This is a genomic window from Succiniclasticum ruminis DSM 9236 (assembly GCF_900112895.1).
In the GTDB taxonomy this organism is placed as follows: Bacteria; Bacillota; Negativicutes; order Acidaminococcales; family Acidaminococcaceae; genus Succiniclasticum; species Succiniclasticum ruminis.
In genome coordinates this window covers 41,405-65,716 of record NZ_FONL01000004.1, presented here as the reverse complement: position 1 = coordinate 65,716, position 24,312 = coordinate 41,405, and the positions used below count along the sequence as shown (strand labels likewise).

Sequence of the window (24,312 nt, the reverse complement as noted above, 5' to 3'; positions counted from 1 at the left end):
GATTGCTTCCGCATAACCGCAGAAGCTGCAGCTTACAAACAAAATAAAAGTTAAGACACAAAAAACTTTACACTTTCCGGATGGCTTCCAGCATGCGAATCAACCGCACATTCTCCTTAACGTCATGCACACGTATCAGACTGGCTCCGGCATATACAGCAGCAGCCGTGACTGCCAACGTTCCTTCCAGCCGTTCTTCCGGCGGAAGAGTCTGCTTTAGTCCCAAAACATTGCCGATTGTAGCCTTGCGCGATGCCGCCATTAGGACTGGATACGAATTTACGGTAAGGGCGTTCAGATTCTGCATCAGCCTCAGGTTCTGTTCATCATTTTTGGCAAAGCCGATGCCCGGGTCCAGAATGATTTTATCCGGACCGATCTGCCGCTCCTGCAAAAGAGCAGCCCTGTTCAACAGGTATTCCGTCACTTCCTGTACCACGTTCTTATATTCGCACTGCTGCTGCATATCTTTGGACGTGCCTCTGCGATGCATTAAAATAATGGGCGCTTTGGCTTCCGCCACCACATCCATCATAGCATCGTCTGCCGTCATGGCGCTGATATCATTGATGATATCGCCCCCGCACTCCAAGGCTTCCTTTGCCAATTGAGCGCGATACGTATCTACAGACACAATACTTTCCGGAAATCTCTTTTTGATTTCCGCCACCGCAGGCAGCACCCTCTGCCGTTCTTCCTCCGGGGTAACCGGATCACTGCCGGGCCGGGTAGATTCTCCGCCAATATCCAATATGGCAGCACCCTCCACCAGCATTTGTTCCGCCTGTTCCAGCACTGCATCAACACTTTTTTTGCGCGAACCGGCATAAAAGGAGTCCGGCGTCACGTTGATAATGCCCATCACCTTTACGGAATCGTAATGCAGCAAGCGTCCGTCTGCCAGTTTCGTGCATTTGGGAAGGGCTGCAAGATACGTTTCCAAATCTGCTACGATATCCGGTATGCCGAAATAGGGCATCTGCTTCAGTTTATAGACCAGCGTTTTATAATGTTTCGCATTGCCAAGCAATAGGATATCCACATGGGGAACCGCACAGGTAATTGTCGTTCCCGGCGTGGCGCAGTCTCCTCCTGCCGCCAGCATTTCCTGCTTGATGATATTGGCCGCCGGCGTCCTGACATGCAGCACCTTCAGGGGCGTTATTTTTCCTTTGCCCAGCATGATAGCCACGCTGAGCTTATATACGCCCAAATGTTCCATTTCATAACGCAGCGCGTCCTGGTTGATTTCGTACAGCATCATTTCCACCCTTTTTCCACGCAGGCAAACGCATTATGATTGTGAATGCTTTCAAAACTTTTTACCGTCGCCCGATACCAGCTGATACGGGGATCCGCCTCCAACCGCAGGGCAATCTCCCGCACTGCGTCCTCTACAAAACGGGGATTGTCATAGGCTTCTTCCGTCACAAACTTTTCATCAGGACGTTTTAACAATCCGTACACTGGGGCACTGGCACCCGCATCAGCCATTTCCGCAAGTTCCTCAATCCAGACAAACTCACTGGCTTCAATCTCCAAAGACGCCACAGCCCGCTGGTTATGAGCTCCATAGGCGCTGATTTCCCTGGAACAGGGACACAATGTCTGAATGGGCACCTGCACTTCGACCTTTTGGGTAAAATGGGTTCCTTTTTCCATCGTATACACACAATTCAGATCCATGACAGAACTCAGTCCGCTTACCGGTGCTTCCTTCTGGATAAAATAAGGAAATTCCAGCTTCAGGAAGGCCCGGTCGGCCAACAGGCTTTCTTTCAAATCGTCCAGCACCTCTTCCAGTGCGGAAAGATTGACGATATCCAGCTTCTGCAGGCACTGCACAAAACGGCTCATATGAGTACCCCGCAGGTCTTTCGGCAAATCCACCGCCACGGATACCGTGGCCACCGTATGCTGCTCCCCTTTCTGCCGGTCGCGCAGCACCAGAGGCCAGCGCAAATCGCTGATACCCACATGTTTCAGTGGGATATTGCGGCTGTCCTGTTCTGACTGCACATCTTTCAAAAACTGTTTCTTTTTTTCCAATGCCTCATTTAACATAATTCACCTTCGTAAAATTCGCCGCGGTATATGCAGCCGCTGGTCCGGGTTTCCCATACTTCCACTTCATACAGCCGCCGGTTTTCCGCATATAACGGTTTGGCCAGCTGATCCCAAACCCAGATTGCAATGTTTTCCGCGCTGGGATTGGGGAGTACATCGTTCAGCAGCTTGTGATCCAGCTTACGCAGTACTTTCGTCTGCACGATTTTTTTTAGCAGGGAAAAATCCAGTACCATGCCTTCCATATCCGGACGCCCGTCCACTTTTACCACCAGTTTATAAGTATGCCCGTGCAAGTGCTCGCACTTCCCGTTATAGCTGGGAAGATAATGGGCCGCGTCAAATTCAAACTCTTTCAAAACGATCATGGCGCCTCCTGTAACTGTTCAGACAAGATATATCCATTTCTTCATCTGTTATCAAAAGCAGAATTGTTGAGATTCGCTGCTTATTCATGATTCATACTGTGAATTCAGTTTGCCGGAATGAAACGTCGGCGTCAGGCTTAGTCCGCCAAAATCCGGTTGTTGGCGGAAGGCTTCATATGTCACTACTGCCACCGCATTGGACAGGTTCAGGCAACGCGCCTTGGGATCCGGAATCATGGGAATACGAAGGCACTGATCCGGAAATTCTTCGTGGATCCAATCCGGTAACCCGGAGGTTTCCCTGCCGAAGACCAACAGACTTTCCGAATCATAGTGCACCTCAGTGTAACCTTTCGATGCTTTACTCGTCAGAAAAAATTTAGGACTATCTTCATACGCTTCAAACAACTCGCGTATGTCGTCCCAGTAGTCTATCGTAAGCAGGTGCCAGTAGTCCAGCCCTGCCCGTTTCAGCTGCCGATCATCCGTCGAAAAGCCCAGAGGACGGATCAGGTGCAAATGGCAGCCTGTTACTGCACACAGACGAACGACGTTGCCGGTGTTAGCCGGAATCTCCGGCTGGTATAAAACGATATGCATGGTCAGGCCTCTTTACTTTTTGCGTTTTTCATTCTTATGCTTTTCATTTTTACGGTTTTCACTTTTATATTTTTCATGTTTAGGTTTTTCATATTTATATTGTTCCAGTTTATTGCGTTCCTTCATTTTCTTTTCATACAGTTTTTCCAGCTCTTTTTGCTGTTTTTTGTGGTCTGTCCACATTCCTTCCGGTTCCTTGTCCGGGCAACGCAGCATCAACTGATGCGTGTTGATGACTTTTTCCGCGTATTCGCCGCCCATGGCCCAGGTCCAGTTCAGACCGGACCATTTGGTAATAAGCCCCTTCTGCAGGCGCAGATTATGTGCCTTTTCATAACGTGGATCTATTAATTCTGTTTTGGGCATGTCATGGCTCGTATAAGCCAGCAGGTGCTGGATATGAGCCCGCACACCCTCCCGGGTTGTTTTAAAAGCGGCTCCCTGGACTCCGTTACCAACAGTCCCCAATCCGCAGAAATTGTGTTGCCAGGGTTCCACGGCGCCGCCGAAATTAAAGTAGCCGGTCTCCAGCAACGCCTGGGATAAGGCCATGTCCGGACGGATGCCTTCCCGTTCCGCTTCTTCCCAGTACAGGTCCACGATTTCTCCCACGTTGCAACCGATGGGCAGATTCTTATTGTTTGCCACAATCAGCTGGGCCGCCTGCTTTTTGGTAGCCTCCGCCTTACCCTTGATGGTAATATCTTTATAGCCTTTCGGCAAAATGTAAATGGCGTTCAGATTCCGTTTGGGCGCTACGGTCTGTTTCGTTTTAACCTCACGCTTTGTATCCGTCTTGTTTCCCTGAGATGCCTGTGTCCCGCTGTTCTTTTTATTCTTTATTTCCGTATTGCTGCCCTTGGCAGCTTTATTTTGCTTCGTATCATTCTTGTTTTGACCGACGCCGGGAACAACCGCCCCCGGACGATCCCCCATTGTAACAACCGGTTTCCCTCCCCGGTTGGCAGAAGCAGTGCGAGCAGCCTGCCCCGGAACAGGAAGCAGCAACAACGCAACTGCCACCGCACAGGCCATCTTCGTCATTTTTTTCATTGTTTTTTCTCCTGACTCTTTCCGTGTCTCCCTGATTTTGATATTATGCTTATATTATATAATTATATTCCAAATTTCGCCTGTCTGTAAAGTTTTATCCTGATTAGAAATGTTTCCCGCAGCGTCTGACAGAATCACGTTGGATATGTTATAATACTATTACGAAATCATAGTATTATGATGTCATAAAGAACAAAAAGGAGGAATCATCATGTCTGCAGAATTCAAATTTATCCACCATGCCTGCTTTACCGTTACAGCCGGCGGCGAGACGCTGATTTGCGATCCGTTTATTGATGGCAACCCCATCCACGTTTCCATGCAAGACCTGAAGGTAGATTATATTTTTGTTTCCCATGCTCATGGCGATCACCTGGGCTGCGCATATGAACTTGCCAAACAGTGCGACGCCCTGATCATTACCACGGCAGAAATCGCCGGCCAGGCCTCGGAAAACGGTTGCAAAGCACATGCCATGCATGTTGGCGGAACTTACAAATTCCCATTCGGGAAAGTACGCGTTACTCCTGCTTTCCACGGCAGCGGTATTGCCGGCGGACATGCCTGCGGTTTCATCATCGATTTCCACGGTGTGAAGTTCTATTTTGCAGGCGATACCTCCCTCTTCGGCGATATGCAGCTGTTACAGGATCTGGATCCGTTTAAATACGCTTTGCTGCCAATCGGCGGCAACTTCACCATGGATCCCCACGATGCTGCCAAAGCTGCCGCATTCCTGAAAGCACCGGTGGTCATCCCCATCCATTACAACACCTGGCCGGTCATCGCCCAGGATCCGGAAGCATACAAGGCCGACGTAGAAAAGAATGTTCCCGGTACACAGGTCATTCTTGTTGACCCGGGCGACACGCTGGAATGGGATTAAACTATCAGCCACAAAAAACACGTTTCTGTAAAACGCAGTTTTGGAATTGAATGTTCAAACTGCGTCACAGGCAAACAGGTACATAATAAAATACAGCGAGGGTAACTGAGCAAGCTCAGTTACCCTCGTTCTTTTTATGAATTATTTACTTGGCCTCTCCGCCCTTTTCCCGTTTCTTCAGCACTTTCATAAGAAGTGGTGAGAAAGAGGACAGAATGCACATCGCAATCAATATCCAGCAAATGGGAGTACTGAAGAGGATGCTGATATCATTGCCGGACAGAGTCAGGCTGCGGCGCAGGCCGCGTTCCCCTATCGGCCCCAGAATCAGCGCCAGTACCACTGCCGCTGTATTCAGATCCAGTTTCCGCATCAGATAGCCGAAAAAGCCGAACAGGAACATGATGCCCACTTCCACAAAACTGTTGTTAATGGCAAAAGAACCTACCACGCACAATACGAATACGCAGGGAATCAGGATAGCATCGGACAGGCGGGAGATGTGCGCGAACAGACGGCAGCCCCCCAAACCAATCATCAACATGAAGAACTGCGTGACTACAAAACCTGCGAAGAAGGTGTAGGTCATCTCCGCATATTTGGTGAACAGTTCAGGACCGGGCTGCAGCCCCTGAATAATCAGACCGCCCATGAGCACAGCGGTTACCGATTCACCGGGTATGCCCAGCGTCAGCGTGGGAATCAGGGATCCGCCGGTTACGGCATTATTGGCCGCTTCCGAAGCCGCCACGCCTTCAATGGAGCCTTTGCCGAACTCGTCTTTCCGTTTGGAAAACTTCTTGGCAGTATCGTACCCCAGGAAGCAGGCGATAGATGCGCCAGCACCGGGCAGGATACCGATGATGTTCCCGATGATCCAGGAACGGATCACATGAGGGAATATCTGGGCCAGTTCTTTGGCTTTCAGGATTACAGAATCTTCAAAATCAATAACGTTGCCCCGCTCCTTAATGGCTTTTTCAATCAGCATGAACACCTGTGACATAGAGAACAGGCCTATCATGGCGCAGGTCACATTGATGCCGTTATACAGAGCGTCGATGCCGAACATATACCGTTCCACCCCTTCCATGGGGTCCATGCCAATGGTGGACAGTATCAGGCCGAACGCGCCGGACATCAGGCCTTTGACCATAGACCCGGAAGTCACACCCGCAATAATGGTAAGGCCGAACAGCGCCAGCCAGAAATATTCCGGGCTGCCGAACTTCATGGCCAGCTGAGCTAATGCCGGAGCAAAAAAATACAGGGAAATACAGCTGAGAAGTCCGCCGAAGAAAGAAGCGGTACAGGCTGTACCCAGTGCTTTACCAGCCTTGCCTTTCAGGGTCAGCTGATAGCCGTCAATGGCCGTGGCAGCCGAAGCCGGCGTGCCCGGCGTGTGAATCAGGATAGCGGAAATGGAACCGCCAAAGATGGCGCCGCAGTAAATGGCGCCTAACATAATCAGGCCGGTTTCCGGTTTCATGCCGAAAGTCAGGGGCAGGAGCAGCGCCACGCCCATGGCTGCGGAAAGACCCGGCATACAGCCGATGACAATACCAATCGTTACGCCAAGGATCATCATGCCCAGGTTCATGGGTGAAAACACATGCAAGAAACCGGCGGCCATCAATCCCAAGGTATTTGCATCCATAAGTAACAGCCTCCCCTCTTACAAGAATTCTCCCAGTATCTCACCTTTGGGCAGCGGCACATTCAGGAACCAGCTGAAGGTGAAATACGTCAGGACAAGCATGACCAGCAACACAAGCGCCATGTACTTTTTGGGAATATGGAAGTATTGCAGGCAGAACAGAATATAAATGAGGGACGCCACATAAAACCCGAAAAAGTACATCAGAGCAAAGAACCCCAGGAAAGCCGCAAACATGGTCCAAAACTGTTTGGGTTGGAATCCTTTGAATGTTTCCGACAAATCATTAATCACATGCCTGTCTTTCAAATATTGCTTTACCATATCATACAGGCGGATGGTGGTAAGCAAAAACAAAAGTCCGATGACAAAATGGGGATAATGGCGGGCGCCTTCCGGAAACTTCTGCGTCTCATGCTGGAAAAAGGCGCAGAACAGGTACATGAAGCCACAGATATAAAGATCGGTCCTTTTCATAAAAGCAACCTCGCGATCATAATCTCAACCAACCAGAAATAAAGCCGGCCTGAAGCAGCCGTCACACAGGCAGCCGCCTCAGCCGGCTTCAGTTTTTAAAGGATAACCGTAATACAGAGGAAAGAGACCCGTTGCCGGGCCTCTTTCAGCCCTCATGAATCCGATTATTTATCATACAACTTGGTAACTACGTTCTTGCAGAAATCCATCTGTTCCTTAATCAAAGCGCCCAGAGCCTTGCTGTCTTTGTAATCGGTAGCCATGCCGGCTTTCTGATGAGCTTCTTTAACCTTCGGATCGTCCATGGTCTTCTTCATAGCGGTTTCATAGAATTTGATAATGTTTTCCGGAGTTCCCTTCGGAGCTACCAGAGCGCGGGCAGAGCCGTACCATTTATTGTAATAACCCAGTTCGCCTAATGTCGGAACGTCTTTTAACTGCGGATCGCGTTTTTCAGCAAACAGGCCTAATACACGCAGTTCCGCTTTGTCGCCGTTAATCAGCTTGGCAATATCTGCCACTTTGGCGCAGGAGAAATCAACCTCGCCCTGGCGCAGAGCCAGCAACTGGTCGGCCGTGCCACCGTAAGGTACAGCCTTGTACTGGAATTTGGCAGACTGTGCCAGCAGCTGGGCTGCCGTATGGTTGGAAGCCTTTACACCGTTAGTGGAAGCCTTCAATTCGCCAGGTTTTGCCTGTGCATCGGCAACCAGTTCTTTCAGGGTCTTCCATTTTGCATCTTTCTTAACTACAACAACACCGGTCTCCGTCAGGTGGTTGCAGATGGGAACAATGCTCTGATCGTTAAACGGAGCATTCGGCTGAATAGCCAGCGTGGTATAAGTCGGGAGGTTGATGAAACCGATGGTATATCCGTCAGGTTTTGCTTTGGTCAGCTCGGTCCAGCCAATCTTGCCATCAGCACCCGGTTTGTTTTCAATGACCATGGTCTGCCCTACATAGGGTTTGGCATTGTTCAGCAGCAGGCGGGCGCCTGTATCCGTACCGGAACCGGCTTTATAGGCGATAATAACCTTGACATCCTTCGTGGGTTTCCATTCCTTGTTGGTATCGGCAGCCTTCTTGTCTCCGCCACCACCGCCACCGCAACCCGTCATCAAGACAGAAGCAGCTAACATCAGGGACCCTGCTACAGCAAGAAATTTTTTCATGAGTTTCTCCTCCTTCATTAAATTCAATTTTACAAAACTGTGCTCCCGTCCAAAACGGTCCGGACGGGCGCAAAATTTCTGTACAACCGATACATTAACTATACTACAACTCGAAAAAAGATTCAAGAATAATTTACCCTGCAGACCGCGGCAAAATCGTAAACAAAACCACTTATCAAACAGCCGAAAAAAAGAAAAACACACCCTTTTGCGGTTATTCATTCCGCAATACATGATGTGTTTCACTCACTGCCCCTGCAACTGAAAAATTTAAGTAAATCAGTTCCTGGCTCTTTTCCAAAAAAGTAGACGGAGACGGATTTATTGCTGCGGAGGCTCTTCCTTTTTCAGTCGTTCCAGCGCTTCACGGGCCGCCTGCTGTTCCGATTCCTTTTTGGTGCGTCCTTTTCCGCTGCCGTATTCCATACCGTTAATAAAAACCCCGGACGTAAAGATACGGTTATGTTCCGGGCCTTCAAAATCCAGCATTTCGTACACAATCTCATACTGGGCCTCATGCTGCAACCGTTCCTGCAACATGCTCTTATAATCTCCCATGACTAACTGCCCGTTACAAACCGCGTTGATTTCTTCTTCTAACAGACCAAGCAGATACTGTTGCGCCGCCGCAAAGCCCTGATCCAGATAGTAAGCTCCCAGCACCGCTTCAAAGGCATCAGCCAGTATAGAGGGGCGTTTGTTCCCACCGGAAGACAGTTCGCCGTTACCCATACGCAGGTAATCCCCCAGTCCGATACGTTTCGCGCACTGATACAGCGAAGCCTCGCATACTACCTGGGCACGCAGCTTGGTCATCCGGCCTTCATCAAAATGGGGAAAATGCTCAAACATATAGGTGCTGACAATGAGACCCAGGACAGAATCCCCCAGAAATTCCAGCCGTTCATTATGCTCATTGTGAGGATAGTGCGGCGTTTCATGGGCAAAAGAAGTATGCGTCAGAGCCAGATTCAGCAACTCAAAGTGTTGCATTGTGATTCCCAGCCCTGCGCACAGTTCTTTCAGTTGTTCTTTTCGTTCTTCGCTACAGCAGGTCAATCCTGCAGAATTTTTCATGGTCACTGTGCGCCTGTCTCTTATGCTTCGTACTTTCGAATCACGATAACCGCATTATGTCCGCCAAAGCCGAAATTGCTGGACAAGGCAGCCCGGACGTCCTGTTTTCTTGCTTCGTTAGGAACGAAGTCCAGATCCATACCATCTTCCGCATCCACTTCATGATAGTTTATAGTGGGCGGAATGATGCCGTTCACAATGGTGAGAACCGTTGCAACTGCTTCCATGCCGCCGGCCCCGCCTAACAGGTGACCGGTCATTGATTTATTGGAACTCATGGGAACTTTGTAAGCCCGTTCCCCAAAAATCTTCTTGGATGCGATAACCTCATTCAAATCATTGCGATGGGTAGAAGTTCCGTGAGCGTTGATGTAATCAATATCGTCCGGGGTCAGGCCCGCGTCTTTGATTGCTGCTTCCATGCAGACCGCAGGCATCTCTCCTGCCGGGTCTGGAGCAGTGATATGGTAAGCATCCGTGTTCATGGCGAAACCTGCCAGCTCCGCATAAATATGGGCGCCCCGTTTCTTTGCGTGTTCCAGTTCTTCCAACACTATTACACCGCCGCCTTCACCCATCACAAAGCCGCTCCGGGTCTTGTCAAACGGACGGGAAGCTGCCTGGGGATTCTCATTGCTGTCGGTGCAAAGGGCCTTCATGTTTTCGAAACCGGCGATAGCAATGGGATTCACCGCTGCTTCCACGCCACCGGCGATCATCACGTCAGCATCACCGTACTGAATGGTACGCAGTGCATCTCCGATGCAGTTGGTGCCTGTAGCGCAGGCTGTCACGATAGCCGTGTTGGGTCCCTTCCATCCCAGCGCTATACCGATATGGGCCGCCGGCATGTTGGGGATTTCCATGGGAATAAAGAACGGACTGATACGCCCCGGCCCTCTTTCCCCGTATTTCAGGGACTGTTCCAGGAACGTAATGATTCCTCCGATGCCGGTACCGACACACACGCCCAGGCGTGCAGGGTTTTCCTGCGCCACATCAATGCCGGCATCCGCCACCGCCTGCCTGGCAACGGCCACTGCAAAATGAGCCACCCGGTCCATTTTACGCCCTTCTTTTTTATCAACATACTGGGTGTAATCAAAATTTTTGACTTCTCCTGCGATTTTCGTTTTCAATGCCGAAGTATCGAATGCTTTTATCGTATCGATACCCGATTTCCCGGCAATCAGATTGTTCCAAAATGTTTCTACATCATTACCGATTGGTGTAACAACGCCTAACCCGGTAATTACCACGCGTTTCTTCAAAATCATCACCTCAAAATTATTGGGAACCACAGGACCGTGCACCGGACGGTCTGCCCGCTCGCCTTACTGCCCCGCTTCCTTTTAGCTGTTGATAGCTGACACTTCATCCTTAATGCGCCGGAAAATTTCTTTCACCGGCAAAATTTCATGAATCTTCCACATGTGAGCCCCGGTAAAAATCAGACCTGTTTCCACATCTCCCTGCTGAGCCCGGGACAAGGCACGAATTATACAGAACTGATGCGTGCAATGTTTCAGACATGCATCACAGGTTACCGGCAGAGGTGCCCTGCCTTCCAAGGAAAGTTGGGCGAAAGGACTGCGGATGGCGCGACCCTTATAACCTACCGGACTGTCAATCTGTACGACGTCCTCTTTTACCATCCTCAGGTACATTTCCTTAAGGAAACGCGCGCCGTTGGACTCCTCGCTGGCCGCAAACCGGCTGCCCATCTGTACACCGTCAGCCCCCAGGTTCAGAAGGTCCACAATATCCTTTCCGCAGGTAGCTCCGCCAGCCGCAATAACCGGAATCTTCACCGCTTTCGCAATGTCCGGAAGAATCTCTTTGATTGACTGTTGCGTTCCCAAATGACCGCCGGCTTCCGTACCTTCAACCACAATTGCGGAAGCACCCAGCTTTTCAGAAATCTTTGCCAGCTTTACAGACGATACAATCGGTACAACCGCCACATTGTATTCCCTGCCGACGGCAAAAATATCTCTTGAAAAACCGGCGCCGGCCACAATCAGATCCACGCCTTCCTGCGCAGCAGTCACAATTAAGTTTTTAAACGCACGGGCCGCTACCATGCAGTTTATCCCAATGATACCCTTGCCGTTGGTCAGCTTACGGGCAAGACGGATCTCCGTCCTTAATTCCTGCTCCTCCATACCAGAAGCAGCAATCAGACCGATACCCCCTTCATTGGCTACCGCAGCAGCCAGACGTGCCGTTGATAATCTAATTGCCATGCCGCCCTGGATAATCGGAACCTGCGCAACTAAATTCCCTATTTTAAGCACTGGTAATTTCAACAGATATCCCCCATTTCAGGAAACAAATTCACGATTCACAAACATAAAACAGTTTACAGGGATGCCCTTTCCCAGAGCATCCCCGAACTGATCAGCATTATGCCTCTTTTTCTTCGTCCAACATTTTAACTGCGTCGGCAACAGTACGGATCTTTTCAGCTTTTTCATCCGGAATTTCTACACCGAATTCTTCTTCAAAAGCCATAATCAGTTCAACGATATCCAGGGAGTCAGCTCCCAGATCATCAATGAACGCAGATTCCATCTTTACTTCATCAGCGTCAACGCTTAACTGTTCAACTGTAATATCTCTTACTTTTTCGAAAGTGCCCATCACGATTCACCTCCTCTCAAGACCTGTTACCGGTCAGTCTCCTTTTCCTTAATTCATAAACATACCGCCATTTACATGCAATGTCTGGCCAGTAATATATGCAGCTTCATCCGATACCAGGAATGCAACCGCTTTTGCAATATCCTCCGGGTCGCCGAGGCGTCCCATGGGGATACCTGCTTTCAAACTTTCCACGACCTTTTCCGGCAGCACTGCTGTCATATCGGTAGCAATAAAACCGGGAGCCACAGCATTCACTGTAATGCCCCGGGCCGCGACTTCTTTCGCCGTGGCTTTGGTAAAGCCCAGGATGCCTGCCTTAGCTGCGGCATAGTTTGCCTGGCCGGCATTTCCCATAGCACCTACTACAGAACTGATATTGACAATCCGGCCGCTGCGGGCTTTCATCATATACTTAATGGCAGCCTTGGTACAGTTGAATACGCTTTTCAGGTTGGTGAGCAGTACCGCATCCCAGTCTGCTTCCTTCATACGCATCAGCAGTCCATCCCGTGTAATACCCGCATTGTTTACCAAAATATCAATCTTTCCAAAAGCCTTAACTACTTCGTCAATCATGGTGACACAGGCTTCTGCGTCTGCCACATCCGTCTTCACCAGAATCGCTTTGCGTCCCAGCGCTTCTACTTCCGCTTTGGTTTTCTCGGCAGCTTCAGTATTGCCGGCGTAGTTGATTGCAATATCAGCGCCCCGGGAAGCCAGCAAAAGGGCGATGCTTCTACCGATTCCGCGGGAAGCACCTGTAACCAGTGCAACTTTACCTTCTAACTGCATTTTAGCGAACCTCCTTAAAATAAGCAAGTGTTTTTTCCAAACTTGCCATGTCTTCCACGTTTAAAGCATTCATGGCACGGTCAATTTTGCGGGTAAAGCCCGTCAGGACCTTACCCGGACCCACTTCAACAAACGTATCGAAGCCGTCTTTGATCATCCTGTGCATGGACATCTCCCATTTAACCGGACTGGCAGCCTGTTTAACAAGCAGAGCTCGGATTTCTTCCGCTTTGACAACCGGCTCGGCAGTTACATTGGAGAATACCGGGAACTTTGCATCCCGGAATTCAATCTTGTCCAACACTTCCTTTAGGCGTTCTGCAGCCGGTTTCATCAGAGTGCTGTGGAAAGGTGCGCTTACCGGCAGTGGGATGGCTCGTTTGGCACCTGCCGCTTTTAAGGCTTCCGATGCTTTATCCACTGCTTTTGTCGCCCCCGCAATAACAACCTGACCGGGACAGTTGAAGTTAACAGCCTGCACTTCTTCTCCGCATTCTGCTTCCACATTCTGGCAAATTGCCACGATTTCATCCGGCGTCAGTCCCATCACTGCCGCCATGGCGCCTTCCCCGACAGGAACCGCTTCCTGCATGAACTCGCCACGCTTGTGGACCGCCACCACCGCATCCTGCAGCCTCATAACGTCAGCTGCTACCAGCGCGGAATATTCACCCAGACTGTGGCCGCCGGCCGCCTCACACTCCAGCCCGTGTTCGCGCATCACAGCCAGCGCTGCTACGCTGCAGGTCAGAATAGCCGGTTGGGTATACTTTGTCAGTCGCAAATCTTCTTCCGGTCCCTCAAAACACATCTTCGTAATAGAAAAACCCAGCGCGTCATCTGCTTCTTCAAACACCTTTTTTGCGCAGGCGTAGTTGTCATAAAAATCCTTACACATACCAACTTTTTGGGAACCCTGTCCCGGAAATACAAATGCAACTTTTGACAATGGAACCAACCTCACTTTCCATACTTAAATGTATTATTTATATCCCAGAAATCACGTTAAAACATCAGAATTACTTTGCCCATTTCAGTAATGCGCCGGCCCATGTCAGCCCTGCGCCGAAGGCAACCATAATCACATTGTCACCTTTTTTTAACCGTCCGGCTTGCTGCGCTTCCGTCAGACAGACGGGAACGCACGCTGCTGACATATTCCCGTGTTTTTCAATATTGATCCAGACCCTGTTCCTATTTATTTTCAGACGGTCTATGGCATTATCGATAATGCGCAGGTTCGCCTGATGAGGTACCAGCAATGCAATATCATCTATGGTCATGCCGGCTTTCTGCAGCACCTTTTTACAGGCTGCAGGCATTTTGCGCGCCGCAAACTTGAATACATCCTGACCGTCCATGTGCACACATTGCCCGTAAGCATCTACCGTCTCGTGAGTGGTCGGATTGCGGCTTCCCCCGGCAGGCTGAATCAGATGCTCTCCACCCGTTCCGTCTGCTCCAAGCTCAAGACTCAGCACACCATAACCGTCATCCACCCGTCCCAGTACCGCAGCGCCTGCGCCGTCACCGAACAGCACACAGGTATTGCGGTCCGTCCAGTTGATAATCCGGGAAAGAGTCTCCGCTCCCACCAACAGAATCTTTTTATACAACCCGCTTACGATACTCTGGCTGCCTATACCCAGGGCATACACAAAACCGCTGCAACCGGCAGACAGATCAAAGCACGCCGCATTTTTCGCACCCAGTTTTGCCTGCAGGAGACAGGCCGTAGACGGATATTTATAATCCGGTGTCTCAGTCGCCACAATAATCATGTCGAGTTCTTCCGGTTTTGTTTTCGCATCAGCCAGCGCCTGCAACGACGCCTCGTAGGCCAGGTCACTGGTCGCCTGATCCGGAGCAGCAATATGACGCGTCTTGATACCCGTACGTTCGGTAATCCAGGCATCGGAGGTGTCAACCATTTTCTCCAGGTCCTGGTTCGTCAGTTTCTTTTCAGGAAGATAACAGCCTATACCTATTATACCAGCAGCAAATGTCACTATGTTTCTCCTTATATGAACCTTTGTACTTCATTTTTTTACCGCAGACTGCCCACTTTCTTGTCAGCTTTTGTCTGTCTTGCAATATCCTCAGCAATACGGCTGCAGATGTTTCGTTCCACGCCGTCAACCGCCGCACCTATGGCATTTTTGATTGCTTTTGCCCTGGAAGAGCCGTGACAGATAAAGAAAGGTGCCCGTACCCCCAGCAACAACGCGCCACCGTAGGCTTCCGGATCCAGCCGTTTTTTGAGACCTTTCAGGGCCGGACGGATCAGCAGTCCGCCGACCTTGGCTAAGAAGCCTCCGTTCATAATAGCTTCCTTTACCATGGTAAGGATGGCCGTTGCCAGGCCTTCCGCCGCTTTCAGCACCACGTTTCCCACAAAGCCGTCGCAGACTACCACGTCCACATTGCCTTTATTGATGTCGCGGCCTTCCACGTTGCCGATAAAGTTGATTTGTTTCTCTTCTTTCATCAGCGGGTATGTCGCCAGTGTCTGTTCATTGCCTTTTATCTCTTCTTCGCCGATGTTTAGCAGCCCCACCCGGGGATTTTTTATGTTCAGCATCAATTCCGCATAAATGGAACCCATGATGGCATTCTGCAGCATGTGCTGTGGTTTGGCGTCCACCTTGGCCCCGCTGTCCAGCAACACCGTAGTGCCCGTCAGACTGGGGATAGGCGTGGCAATCGCCGGCCGGCCTACGCCACGGATTCGTCCCAGATGGAACAGAGCCGCTGCTACTGCCGCCCCCGTACTGCCGGAAGACACCAGCGCATCGCATTCTTTGTTGCGCAAAAGGTCGGTAGCCACCACGATAGAGGCATCCTTTTTTGTCTTTACCGCAATGCCGGGATGCTCGTGCATATCAATGACTTCCGACGCATGCCGGGTAGTCAGATGCGGATTCTTATCAGCACCGTAATCTTTCAGCAATTTTACAATGGTAGGCTCATCCCCCACCAGCACTACGTCACAATTATATTCTTTTACCGCCATTACAGCGCCCAGAACCAGTTCCTTCGGGCCGTAATCGGTACCCATTACATCCAGCGCAATTTTCATGCGTTTTTCAGCATCCTTTCCAGTCAGCGGAACCACTTGCAAAGCCGCTGATCAATTTCTCAGTGCGTTTATCGTCAATTACACGTTCTGCTGTAACAACGCTTTACTAATTAAACTCTTCACCGTTACCTACTGCGGCAATAATAAACTTCGCTCTGAAAACTTCCGTATTTTCCTTTTTAATAATGACTCTGATGTAATATTTTCCGTCTTTGATGTTGGTCACATCCGCTTTGGCTACCAGCCTGTCATCGGGATACACAGGCACTTTATACTTTACATTACCGACAGCCGTTAAGGCAAATTCAGTATCTACCAGCGCAAGAGCCAGCGTATCTGCCATCGCATACATGAAATAGCCCCGGCCCACTCCGGTTTTTCCCAGTACCATCTCATTGGTGACAGTCAGGGTTGAAATGGCGGACTTGTTAAGTTCCAGATCAATCAGCTCGCCTACAATATCCTTCTGATCGATTGCTTTCAGGCGTGTGCTGGCCGCGCTGGCCATCGCGCGGATCCGCTCCCGCAGTTCAGGTATATTCAGCGAAAGGCGATCAAGCCGCACAGTTGGCACACTGACCTTTAAGGTCTTTGCCAGCTGTTCGTCGGTTAAAAATGGATCCTTCTGAATCAACTTCTGCAACTTCCCATGACGAACCAGTTTTTTCGAAGAATTCATTTTATCACCTCGCTTTTAATACCTGGTTATAACACCTACTTGTATGCATTATACTATTTTTCCTTTTCTAATGCAAGCCCTTTTTGAAAAATCAGTACAAATATACTAAGAAGCTGAAACGGGTCCGCTTGTGTTGAACATTATTAATAAAAAGGAAACACGGAATATTGTAAGCAAAACGAAAAAACCCTGAAGACTTACATCTTCAGGGTCAATTCTCGTTTTTAGATTATTCTTCGGTTTTGATAACTTCTTTCCCGTTATAGTAACCACATTCCGGGCACACACGGTGCGGCATCTTCATTTCGTGGCACTGCGGGCATTCAACCAGGCCCGGAGCAGTCAGCTTCCAGTTCGCGCGGCGGGAATCGCGGCGTGCTTTGGTCATTTTCCTTTTCGGTACTGCCATTTTCCATACACCTCCTAAGCAAAAATGGTATTTAATATTTGATGAACTGCTTTAATGCCGCAAGTCTTGGATCGATGGTGCCGGTATCGCAGCTGCAGGGATGGACGTTACGGTCCGCCCCGCACACAGGGCAGATTCCCAGGCAATCCTCTTTACACAAGACTCTCAGAGGTTCTGCCAACAGCAGGCTCTCACGCAGCGGCTCTGTTATATCAACAATATCCGCTTCGTAGACATAAGCATCATTTTCAACACCCGGACTTCCTGACGGATAATATTTCTCTACGACTTCAGCAGCTGAATCCGCCGTAAACTCTTTCAGGCAGCGGGAACACATACGGTTCACCCTTGCGCTGACACGGGCTTGCAGCAAAAGCACATCCCCTACATTGGATATTTCACCATCAATACGGACCGTGCCGGCAATGGGCAGTTCCGTTTCAGCGATATCCAGTTCTTCGGGTTTCGCGTCAAACTGCAGGAGTTTATTTCCTGTCAGGTGTCTTCGTATCTCAGCGACATTTATCTTAATCATGTTTCACCAATCGTTACAATTATAGCCATACATAAAACCTTTGTCAAGATAAAATCAACAAAGGAATTTATCCGAGCTTTCCTGATTTTATGATAAAATAATAAAAAAGGAAAAAAGGACTAATCCCTTCATGATTCTTTTTGGCTGAAACGATTGTATAACAGCCGGGGCAATATTGCAAGAGGAGTTCCCTATGAATTTGCAGATAATCGGAATCACAACTGAATACAATCCTTTCCATAATGGGCATAAATGGCAGCTTCAGGCAATCCGGGAAAAATTTGGCAATGTTCCGGTTATTGCCTGCATGAGCGGCTTTTTCGTGCAACGGGGCGAAATCGCCCTGACCGATCCCTGGTCCCGGGCCGCCGCAGCTGTGCATGCCGGCGCAGACCTGGTCTTGTTGCTGCCTTCATGGTACAGCCTGCGCAGCGCAGATTATTTTGCTGCCGGGGCAGTAAAAACGCTGGCTGCCACAGGCCTTGTTAACACACTGGTGTGCGGTACGGAGCAGGATGCCGGGCACAATCTTGCAGAAACTGCTGCCTGGTCGCTGCAGGCAGAAACCGAACAGCAGATAAAAACGTTACTGCAAAAGGGTCTGTCCTACGGCGCAGCCTGGGAAACCGCAGCCATGCAAAAACACAAAGACGCCAATTGGTTCAAAGGAGCAAACAACCTGCTGGCGCTGGCATATCAAAAAGTTGTTATACAGAACAATCTGTCTTTCGAACTGATTACTCTGCCGCGCCAGGGGAGCAATTACAACGACACGGTACTGACGCCGCCTTACGCGTCCGCCTCCGCCATTCGTACAGCATTGCGAAACAACGGTGCTTCCGTTTCCCTTTCTTCCGTTATGCCGGAAGACTCCTTAGCTTTACTAAAACCAAATGAAACCAATTATGCCGCCCGCTTTGTACAGCAGGAAGAAACCCTGGCCTTGCTTCTGGGTAGTCTGCTTGCCAGATGCAACAGCCATGACCTGTATGAACACAGCAGCGGAAGCCGGGAATTATGTGACCGCTTCCATAATGGAAAGTCAGAATTGCAGCAGGGCTACCGTTCCTTCTGCCGGAGTATTACCAGCAAACGAAATCCGCTGCCCTCTGTCCGTCGGCTCGCACTGCAACTGCTGTTACATAAAGGCCGGGCATTTTGGACAGAAACACCGGAACCGGCTTACCTACGGGTACTGGCTTTCAATAACCGGGGCCGCAACCTGCTAAAAAAAATGAAAGAAACCGCAAAACTACCTGTCGTAACAAAACCAGGCCGCATAGAGCACTACAAAAACACTGCCCTGTATCCGCTGTTTCAACTGGACGCCGATGCCGCCGATCTGTATCAGTTGTTGAACGGCAACATTGGAATATACGGAACCTGTTTTACCACGTCACCACTTTATGTAAAGTAAATCGCGGATTGCTTTAGATTTTCCGGAAAGCTTTCCGGAACAGCCTGTATCTGAATATCCCCATAATGAAATCAAAACTCCTTATCTACGGTTTGATTGCAAACGATCCTGCCGCATATAAGGAGTTTTTTCGTTCGTACAATGAGGCCCAACACAAACTAACGCGCAATTCCGGTCAAATCACGCCCGGTTATTCTTCTTCAGCAGGCACCTCTTCCGCTTCTTCCGCTGCTACAGGCGCCGGGATTGCTTCCGGTTGGGCAGCCGCATGCTGCACGCGGGATGCGATAAGTTCCGCCAATCCTTTCCGTTCCTCATTCACACTATTGCGGTTGTCTTCAATAGCCCGCAGGGCAGATTGCAAACTGTTGCCCAGGTACCCCAGCATATCGTCCGCATATTGGAGAGAATCGGTCTTCACCTGATCCGCGTACTGGTCCGCCCCCTGTTTCACTTCATCTTCATAGCGCTGGGCAGAAGTTTTAATATCTTTGGAAAGCATCTCGGCCTGTCGTACGATTTCTTCCTGGCGAACCAGACGGTCTGCTTCTTCCTTGGCAGCTGTGATGATATGTTCCGCTTCCAAATTGGCTTTTTCCACCGTTGCGGCAGCTTCTTCTTTTGCAGAACTCATTATTTTCTGTGATTCTGTCAGAACTTCCGACGCACGTTTTACTTCTTTGGGAATCGCTTCCTTCAAATCATCCAGAATCGCAGACAAATCGCTTTCTTCCACGATGATTTTGTCTGTCAGCGGAATCCGGTTCGCTTCCGAAATCAAATTGTATAAGTCGTCAAAAATCTGGTCAAGTGTTACGTTTGTGCTAAGTCTCTCCAGCATTTTCATATCCTCTTTCTTTTTCAATTTGGCAGCCCTGCCGCCAGCTGTTTATTGTATTATCCCATCTGCGCCAGTTACTTATACTCCAGATGCAGCCTCACTCACTTTGTTTTACGTTTCTGGTATTTGCGGATCAGCTCTTCCACGCCAGCCGGCACAAGCTGCCCTATGTCGCCGCCAAATGCTAACAGCTCCCGCACACCGGATGAACTGATATATGAATAGTTGGCATTCGTCATGATAAAAACCGTCTCCAGTGATTCATTAATCTTTTTCAACAACAACGCCCGCTGGAATTCATATTCAAAATCTGTGAAAGCCCTTAAACCCCTGACAATAAACGAAGCTTTTTCCTTTTCGCAGAACTCGTTTAAAAGCCCGCTGCAGCTGGTCACCCGCACATTCGGCAGGTGGGATGTAGCCGCTTTCAGCATTTCTACCCTTTCCTTTGGAGTAAACAGAGACGTTGCTTTTCCCGGATTGTAGAACACACAGACTATTATCTCGTCAAACATCCGGCTGGCACGCTCGATAATATCGATATGCCCTATGGTCACTGGGTCAAAACTGCCTGAACATACAGCCTTGCGCATCATTGCTCCCCCTTAGGCGACAAATTTAAAACTTATTTAATTTTAATAAGCTTCGACACCGTTTCATAAAATCCTTTTTATAAAACTCAATACCGTTTCCCCGTATTGCCGGTTTCGAAAAATTTCATAGCTTTCCGGCACAGCGTCCGCAATGTCGTCATGGGCTGAATGCTCTGCAACCAGCCAGCCGTTTTCTGCCAGAAGCTGATTTTTTTCCAGCTTCGCCAGGATTTTCTGCACCCAGCCTTTATTATAAGGAGGATCCACGAAAATCAAATCAAACCGTTGCCCCTGTTTGTACAACAGGTCCACCGCTGCCTCAGCGTCATGCTTTAACACCTTGCAGTCCGCTTCTGCCCGGCATTTACGGATATTGCTGTCTGTCAGTTGCAGAGACATCCGACTGTTATCCACAAACTGCACAAACCGAGCCCCGCGGCTCCAGGATTCCAGCCCCAGATTACCGCTGCCGGCGAACAGATCCAACACTGCTGCGCCCACTACCTTGCTGCCGATAATACTGAACAGGGACTCTTTCACCCGGTCCGCCGTAGGACGCACATCATAATTTTTCGGCACGTTCAGGTGCAGCCCCCGTGCCTTTCCCGTAATAATTCGCATCGCGTTTCAGGCCGCGCCTTTCTGCCGGTCAAAGCAATATTTTCCGGGAACCGGCGTACCTGCGGTTTTTCTTTTACACTGAACATCGCAGGACATTAATATTCTTACTTATCATACAACAAAACTGCCGTTTTGTCACTTTCCTATTGCTAAATATTGTAACAAATCTGTGAAAAACACAAAATATAGTATGATTTTGCCTTATAACCCCATTTTTCCGTAACCATTCCGTTCGGGAAATAATACACAGCGGAACAGAAAAAACGGTTACCAACTGCGGGATGACCCACCCCCACCACCGGAGCCGCCACCAAAACCGCCGCCGCTGTATCCTCCACCGCCGGAAGCACCACCGCCGGAGCCGCCACCACCGCTGAAGAAGAACCCCAGAACGCGCAGCAACAGACTGGTGATTGCGCCGTTGAACAAGATAAAATCAATGAGCAGCAGTGCAACTATGACCGGAACCCAGCCAAAAGTATCTACCAGCCACTCGCCTTTCATCAGCAGAAAACCGAATACGCTAAAGGCTCCCGCCAGCAGGGGGGGATCCGTAACGGGGGGAGCAGTTCCGCCACTGTTTACCGACTGATTCCGCGAATCATCGTCCTGCCCTTTTGGCTGATCTGCCTGCTGAGCAGCACTTTCCCTTCCGTTCTGCGAATCAGCACCCCGATTTACCTCTGTTCCAATTATTGCATTCCCTGTCGCGTTCTCCGTTCCGTTCTGTTCCTTGAGGGCCTTTTCAAACAGCGCCGCAGTGGACTGTCCGTCAGCGCCAGCCTTGACCGTACCCGAAGAATGATTGTTGTAGCCGCTGGCTGCCAATTGCACATTGTATTCCTTCGCAATCCGGAGGGCCAGGGCCTCATACCCGCGGGCAATTCCTTCCTCATAGGTCCCTTCTCGGAAATAAGGAATCATATACCGATCCTGAATCTGCCCGGTAAGACTGTCCGTCAGGGCACCCTCCAGCCCGTAGCCCACTTCAATTCGTGACTTGCGGTCCCCGGTGGAAATCAGCAGGAGCACGCCATTATTCTTTTCCTTATTGCCGATACCCCAGTCCCGCAACAGTTTCAGGGAATACTCCTCCAGCGGTGCGCCGTTCAGACTCTTCACCGTCACCACCGTGAGCTGGGCCGTAGTCTTCTGGTCCAGCTGGCGACCCAGGTCCCGAAGATAGGTGCGGGCAGGCGCAGAAATAACGCCTGCATAATCCTGCACATAAATGCCAGAAGATGCAGACGGCTTCGGTGGAACCTGAACGGTTGTTCCAGCAGGCTCATCGTCCACAAAGAACCAGATGCCAGCTATCATAGCATAGACCGCCACCAACAGCAGTCTTAAAAAATATTTCATTCTTTATACTGCGCTTTCATATCACAGAATAATCCTGTAACCGGTTTGAAAGGGCTCAAACCGGCAATCCGGCAGACCATCCTTAAAACTGCACTTTCGGAACTGTCCTGGCTGTTTCTTCTACCTTGAAATAATCCCGCGCCGTAAAGCCTAATGCCCCGGCGAACAGGGAATATGGCAGTGATTTTATCTTCGTGTTGTAACTCTGAACCGCGTCATTGTAGTCCTTCCTGGCCACCGCGATACGGTTTTCCGTGCCAGACAGTTCGTCCTGCAGCTGCCGAAAATTCTGATCCGCTTTCAATTGGGGATAATTCTCAGCCACTGCCAGCAAACGCGACAGCGCACTGTTTATCTCCGTATTGGCCGCCAGCTTATCGCTTACTGACCTGGCGCCGGCCATTTTTGCCCGGGCATCGGACACGGACTGGAACACTTCTTTCTCGTGAGCCGCATAGCCCTTTACCGTATTTACCAGATTGGGAATCAAGTCACTGCGACGCTGCAGCTGGTTATCTACCTGGGACCACTTACTATCCACATTCTCCCGGGCAGAAACCATACCATTGTAAAAGCCGAACACCGATCCAACCGCCAGCACAACGACCATCAGAATACTTACCAAAGCGCTCATGAAAATACCTCCCGTAACACCAAACGTATTATTATTTTCACATCATACGTACCATTCATTATAATTCACTACATCTTTTTCCAATTTGATTTTATCACATTTTACATGGTTTTGCAGATAATTTACACGTACGGAATAGCGGCAGATATTGATTAAATACTATACAGAACCCGGTATTGGTTTTGACTGTGTCCGCAACAGAATCAGAACAGGCTCAATAATTGTACATAATTCCTTTCAGTTTTTTCAAAAAAACATTTGAATTTAAAGAATAGCCGTTGTACAATGAGGTTGCTTGTTACCAATAATCGAAAAGAAGGTTTGCCAGTTGCCCTTTAAAAAGATTAATTTTGAATTTATAATCATTGGTTTTATATGCATATGCATAGGTCTGTTTTCCTTTGCCCGGTACATGGGCTGGCTACAGAATTCAGGATTATTGTCAACGATTGCCAGAACGGTCTACGGACCGGATATCCGACAGGAAATGGCCCGGCTGAAACGCGCAAAAGATATTGCGCCGGGGTTACCGGTCGTCACTGCTCTTTGCTACCATGAAGTGACGCCAGACCGCGAAAATGATTGTATGAACGTAAAGCCGGAAATTTTTCGCCGACATATAAGGGAGTTTAAGGAAGCAGGCTATGTGTTTATCCATGTAGGCGATCTGCAAAACTATGCGTCAGGTTTGGCACCACTTCCCGCGAAAGCACTGCTGATCTCGTTCGACGACGGATATGCTGACAATTATAATTATGCGTACCCTGTTTTACGGGAAGAGCAGGTGCCTGGCACTTTTTTTGTGGTAAGCAGTACCATTGGGAAAGAAAACCGGATGACCGCAGCCCAACTGCGGGAAATGCAGGCAAACGGAATGAAAATCGGCTCCCACACCGCGAATCATGTAAACTTAACCGATATGGGCGCAAACGAAATTGATTTTGAACTGCGTTCATCCAAAGAAACGCTCGAAAAAATTTTGGGGAAACCGGTCTGCGCACTGGCCTACCCCGGCGGCAAGGTAAATGACACTGTATCTGACAAAGCAAAATCCTGTTATGAAATGGCGTTTGTAGCCACGGTCAGGCCGGAAACAAAACAGACGATGTACACATTGCAGCGTTATGGTGTGTTCAGTTGGAATGAACATATCGAATCTATTTTTAAGAACAGGTAAAATTCAGATATCCTATAATACAAAACCCCGGAATCATAAAAACATGATTCCGGGGATTTTTTTCTGGTACTCGGACAGGGGCTCGAACCCTGGACCTCTGCCATGTGAGGGCAGCACTCTAACCAACTGAGCTATCCGAGCATATTTTGTTTACAAGAGGTATTATACAC

27 protein-coding genes and 1 tRNA gene are annotated in these 24,312 nt (G+C 49.4%); 3 read left to right on the top strand and 25 right to left on the bottom strand.

Translation table 11 applies throughout. The features are described from left to right. Positions 1–67 precede the first annotated feature (67 nt). The 5 genes from folP to BM159_RS04740 form a co-directional block, all read right to left on the bottom strand. On the bottom strand, positions 68–1,264 hold the full coding sequence (folP, locus tag BM159_RS04760) for a dihydropteroate synthase (RefSeq protein ID WP_245763635.1): 1,197 nt from the start codon (positions 1,262–1,264) through the stop codon (positions 68–70). After that, positions 1,261–2,028, bottom strand: a complete 768-nt coding sequence (gene folE2 / locus BM159_RS04755) for a GTP cyclohydrolase FolE2 (protein ID WP_177205923.1) — start codon at positions 2,026–2,028, stop codon at positions 1,261–1,263. The genes folP and folE2 overlap by 4 nt, the downstream gene beginning before the upstream one ends. Positions 2,029–2,057: 29 nt before the next feature. Then, on the bottom strand, positions 2,058–2,435 hold the full coding sequence (gene queD, locus BM159_RS04750; protein WP_093730671.1) for a 6-carboxytetrahydropterin synthase QueD: 378 nt from the start codon (positions 2,433–2,435) through the stop codon (positions 2,058–2,060). Positions 2,436–2,519: 84 nt separating this feature from the next. Then, positions 2,520–3,035, bottom strand: coding sequence for a tRNA (cytidine(34)-2'-O)-methyltransferase (locus BM159_RS04745; RefSeq protein WP_093913114.1), 516 nt, complete (start codon positions 3,033–3,035; stop codon positions 2,520–2,522). Between the two features lie 12 nt (positions 3,036–3,047). Then, positions 3,048–4,088: a glucosaminidase domain-containing protein gene (locus BM159_RS04740; RefSeq protein WP_093913113.1), complete on the bottom strand. Its 1,041-nt coding sequence runs from the start codon at positions 4,086–4,088 to the stop codon at positions 3,048–3,050. Positions 4,089–4,299: 211 nt separating this feature from the next. Between BM159_RS04740 and BM159_RS04735 the strand changes: the two genes are divergently transcribed. Next, entirely contained in the window at positions 4,300–4,974 is a 675-nt protein-coding gene (locus BM159_RS04735) for a metal-dependent hydrolase (RefSeq protein ID WP_093913112.1), read from the top strand. A 145-nt stretch (positions 4,975–5,119) separates the two neighbouring features. Here the strand turns inward: BM159_RS04735 and BM159_RS04730 are convergent, their stop codons facing one another. From BM159_RS04730 to BM159_RS04665, 14 genes are all read right to left on the bottom strand, one after another. After that, a complete protein-coding gene (locus BM159_RS04730) occupies positions 5,120–6,631 on the bottom strand; it encodes a tripartite tricarboxylate transporter permease (protein WP_093913111.1) in 1,512 nt (503 codons plus the stop codon). Between the two features lie 18 nt (positions 6,632–6,649). Further along, positions 6,650–7,108, bottom strand: coding sequence for a tripartite tricarboxylate transporter TctB family protein (locus BM159_RS04725; RefSeq protein WP_093730676.1), 459 nt, complete (start codon positions 7,106–7,108; stop codon positions 6,650–6,652). A gap of 164 nt (positions 7,109–7,272) precedes the next feature. Further along, complete coding sequence (locus BM159_RS04720) at positions 7,273–8,280, bottom strand: tripartite tricarboxylate transporter substrate binding protein (RefSeq protein WP_093913110.1); 1,008 nt, start codon at positions 8,278–8,280, stop codon at positions 7,273–7,275. 321 nt (positions 8,281–8,601) lie between these two features. Beyond that, a complete protein-coding gene (rnc, locus tag BM159_RS04715) occupies positions 8,602–9,357 on the bottom strand; it encodes a ribonuclease III (RefSeq protein WP_093913180.1) in 756 nt (251 codons plus the stop codon). A 20-nt stretch (positions 9,358–9,377) separates the two neighbouring features. Continuing rightward, entirely contained in the window at positions 9,378–10,628 is a 1,251-nt protein-coding gene (fabF, locus tag BM159_RS04710) for a beta-ketoacyl-ACP synthase II (protein ID WP_093913179.1), read from the bottom strand. Positions 10,629–10,709: 81 nt separating this feature from the next. Further along, the gene (locus BM159_RS04705) at positions 10,710–11,666 is read right to left on the bottom strand and encodes an NAD(P)H-dependent flavin oxidoreductase (protein ID WP_093913109.1); all 957 of its coding nucleotides are present in this window, start codon (positions 11,664–11,666) and stop codon (positions 10,710–10,712) included. Positions 11,667–11,763: 97 nt separating this feature from the next. Further along, a complete protein-coding gene (locus BM159_RS04700; RefSeq protein ID WP_093913108.1) occupies positions 11,764–12,000 on the bottom strand; it encodes an acyl carrier protein in 237 nt (78 codons plus the stop codon). 48 nt (positions 12,001–12,048) lie between these two features. Next, the gene (gene fabG / locus BM159_RS04695; protein ID WP_093913107.1) at positions 12,049–12,795 is read right to left on the bottom strand and encodes a 3-oxoacyl-ACP reductase FabG; all 747 of its coding nucleotides are present in this window, start codon (positions 12,793–12,795) and stop codon (positions 12,049–12,051) included. A gap of 1 nt (position 12,796) precedes the next feature. After that, the gene (gene fabD, locus BM159_RS04690; protein ID WP_093913106.1) at positions 12,797–13,744 is read right to left on the bottom strand and encodes an ACP S-malonyltransferase; all 948 of its coding nucleotides are present in this window, start codon (positions 13,742–13,744) and stop codon (positions 12,797–12,799) included. A gap of 70 nt (positions 13,745–13,814) precedes the next feature. Next, positions 13,815–14,804, bottom strand: coding sequence for a beta-ketoacyl-ACP synthase III (locus BM159_RS04685; RefSeq protein WP_281243268.1), 990 nt, complete (start codon positions 14,802–14,804; stop codon positions 13,815–13,817). Between the two features lie 38 nt (positions 14,805–14,842). After that, positions 14,843–15,874, bottom strand: a complete 1,032-nt coding sequence (gene plsX, locus BM159_RS04680; protein ID WP_093913178.1) for a phosphate acyltransferase PlsX — start codon at positions 15,872–15,874, stop codon at positions 14,843–14,845. Positions 15,875–15,980: 106 nt separating this feature from the next. Continuing rightward, a complete protein-coding gene (fapR, locus tag BM159_RS04675) occupies positions 15,981–16,553 on the bottom strand; it encodes a transcription factor FapR (protein ID WP_093913104.1) in 573 nt (190 codons plus the stop codon). Between the two features lie 229 nt (positions 16,554–16,782). Beyond that, positions 16,783–16,962: a 50S ribosomal protein L32 gene (gene rpmF, locus BM159_RS04670; RefSeq protein WP_093913103.1), complete on the bottom strand. Its 180-nt coding sequence runs from the start codon at positions 16,960–16,962 to the stop codon at positions 16,783–16,785. Between the two features lie 31 nt (positions 16,963–16,993). Continuing rightward, on the bottom strand, positions 16,994–17,497 hold the full coding sequence (locus BM159_RS04665) for a YceD family protein (RefSeq protein ID WP_093913102.1): 504 nt from the start codon (positions 17,495–17,497) through the stop codon (positions 16,994–16,996). 193 nt (positions 17,498–17,690) lie between these two features. On the opposite strand from BM159_RS04665, the gene BM159_RS04660 reads away from it, so the two are divergent. Beyond that, positions 17,691–18,914: a nucleotidyltransferase family protein gene (locus BM159_RS04660; RefSeq protein ID WP_093913101.1), complete on the top strand. Its 1,224-nt coding sequence runs from the start codon at positions 17,691–17,693 to the stop codon at positions 18,912–18,914. A 190-nt stretch (positions 18,915–19,104) separates the two neighbouring features. On the opposite strand, the gene BM159_RS04655 is transcribed toward BM159_RS04660, so the two are convergent. From BM159_RS04655 to BM159_RS04635, 5 genes are all read right to left on the bottom strand, one after another. Then, entirely contained in the window at positions 19,105–19,755 is a 651-nt protein-coding gene (locus BM159_RS04655; RefSeq protein WP_143089394.1) for an ATP synthase F0 subunit B, read from the bottom strand. Positions 19,756–19,856: 101 nt separating this feature from the next. Next, the gene (gene coaD, locus BM159_RS04650) at positions 19,857–20,348 is read right to left on the bottom strand and encodes a pantetheine-phosphate adenylyltransferase (RefSeq protein WP_093913099.1); all 492 of its coding nucleotides are present in this window, start codon (positions 20,346–20,348) and stop codon (positions 19,857–19,859) included. A gap of 63 nt (positions 20,349–20,411) precedes the next feature. After that, the gene (gene rsmD / locus BM159_RS04645) at positions 20,412–20,969 is read right to left on the bottom strand and encodes a 16S rRNA (guanine(966)-N(2))-methyltransferase RsmD (RefSeq protein WP_093913098.1); all 558 of its coding nucleotides are present in this window, start codon (positions 20,967–20,969) and stop codon (positions 20,412–20,414) included. 267 nt (positions 20,970–21,236) lie between these two features. Then, positions 21,237–22,331 carry a TPM domain-containing protein gene (locus BM159_RS12085; RefSeq protein WP_245763634.1) on the bottom strand — a complete coding sequence of 365 codons (1,095 nt, stop codon included), beginning with the start codon at positions 22,329–22,331 and terminating at the stop codon, positions 21,237–21,239. Positions 22,332–22,413: 82 nt separating this feature from the next. Then, complete coding sequence (locus BM159_RS04635; protein WP_093913097.1) at positions 22,414–22,965, bottom strand: LemA family protein; 552 nt, start codon at positions 22,963–22,965, stop codon at positions 22,414–22,416. Positions 22,966–23,404: 439 nt separating this feature from the next. Between BM159_RS04635 and BM159_RS04630 the strand changes: the two genes are divergently transcribed. Beyond that, complete coding sequence (locus tag BM159_RS04630; protein ID WP_177205913.1) at positions 23,405–24,142, top strand: polysaccharide deacetylase family protein; 738 nt, start codon at positions 23,405–23,407, stop codon at positions 24,140–24,142. Positions 24,143–24,206: 64 nt separating this feature from the next. Here the strand turns inward: BM159_RS04630 and BM159_RS04625 are convergent. Then, positions 24,207–24,283, bottom strand: a tRNA-Val gene (locus BM159_RS04625). Between the last annotated feature and the right edge of the window lie 29 nt (positions 24,284–24,312).

Excerpts from the sequence above, each read along its gene's own strand:
- rsmD (WP_093913098.1), bottom strand. The coding sequence starts at position 20,969 with ATGCGAATTATTACGGGAAAGGCACGGGGGCTGCACCTGAACGTGCCG.
- rpmF (WP_093913103.1), bottom strand. The coding sequence starts at position 16,962 with ATGGCAGTACCGAAAAGGAAAATGACCAAAGCACGCCGCGATTCCCGC.
- BM159_RS04720 (WP_093913110.1), bottom strand. The coding sequence starts at position 8,280 with ATGAAAAAATTTCTTGCTGTAGCAGGGTCCCTGATGTTAGCTGCTTCT.
- BM159_RS12085 (WP_245763634.1), bottom strand. The coding sequence starts at position 22,331 with ATGAAATATTTTTTAAGACTGCTGTTGGTGGCGGTCTATGCTATGATA.
- BM159_RS04740 (WP_093913113.1), bottom strand. The coding sequence starts at position 4,088 with ATGAAAAAAATGACGAAGATGGCCTGTGCGGTGGCAGTTGCGTTGTTG.
- BM159_RS04725 (WP_093730676.1), bottom strand. The coding sequence starts at position 7,108 with ATGAAAAGGACCGATCTTTATATCTGTGGCTTCATGTACCTGTTCTGC.
- BM159_RS04700 (WP_093913108.1), bottom strand. The coding sequence starts at position 12,000 with ATGGGCACTTTCGAAAAAGTAAGAGATATTACAGTTGAACAGTTAAGC.
- BM159_RS04730 (WP_093913111.1), bottom strand. The coding sequence starts at position 6,631 with ATGGATGCAAATACCTTGGGATTGATGGCCGCCGGTTTCTTGCATGTG.
- BM159_RS04735 (WP_093913112.1), top strand. The coding sequence starts at position 4,300 with ATGTCTGCAGAATTCAAATTTATCCACCATGCCTGCTTTACCGTTACA.
- coaD (WP_093913099.1), bottom strand. The coding sequence starts at position 20,348 with ATGCGCAAGGCTGTATGTTCAGGCAGTTTTGACCCAGTGACCATAGGG.
- BM159_RS04635 (WP_093913097.1), bottom strand. The coding sequence starts at position 22,965 with ATGAGCGCTTTGGTAAGTATTCTGATGGTCGTTGTGCTGGCGGTTGGA.
- fapR (WP_093913104.1), bottom strand. The coding sequence starts at position 16,553 with ATGAATTCTTCGAAAAAACTGGTTCGTCATGGGAAGTTGCAGAAGTTG.
- BM159_RS04655 (WP_143089394.1), bottom strand. The coding sequence starts at position 19,755 with ATGCTGGAGAGACTTAGCACAAACGTAACACTTGACCAGATTTTTGAC.
- BM159_RS04745 (WP_093913114.1), bottom strand. The coding sequence starts at position 3,035 with ATGCATATCGTTTTATACCAGCCGGAGATTCCGGCTAACACCGGCAAC.
- folP (WP_245763635.1), bottom strand. The coding sequence starts at position 1,264 with ATGATGCTGTACGAAATCAACCAGGACGCGCTGCGTTATGAAATGGAA.
- queD (WP_093730671.1), bottom strand. The coding sequence starts at position 2,435 with ATGATCGTTTTGAAAGAGTTTGAATTTGACGCGGCCCATTATCTTCCC.
- BM159_RS04665 (WP_093913102.1), bottom strand. The coding sequence starts at position 17,497 with ATGATTAAGATAAATGTCGCTGAGATACGAAGACACCTGACAGGAAAT.
- fabG (WP_093913107.1), bottom strand. The coding sequence starts at position 12,795 with ATGCAGTTAGAAGGTAAAGTTGCACTGGTTACAGGTGCTTCCCGCGGA.
- BM159_RS04660 (WP_093913101.1), top strand. The coding sequence starts at position 17,691 with ATGAATTTGCAGATAATCGGAATCACAACTGAATACAATCCTTTCCAT.
- plsX (WP_093913178.1), bottom strand. The coding sequence starts at position 15,874 with ATGAAAATTGCGCTGGATGTAATGGGTACCGATTACGGCCCGAAGGAA.
- rnc (WP_093913180.1), bottom strand. The coding sequence starts at position 9,357 with ATGAAAAATTCTGCAGGATTGACCTGCTGTAGCGAAGAACGAAAAGAA.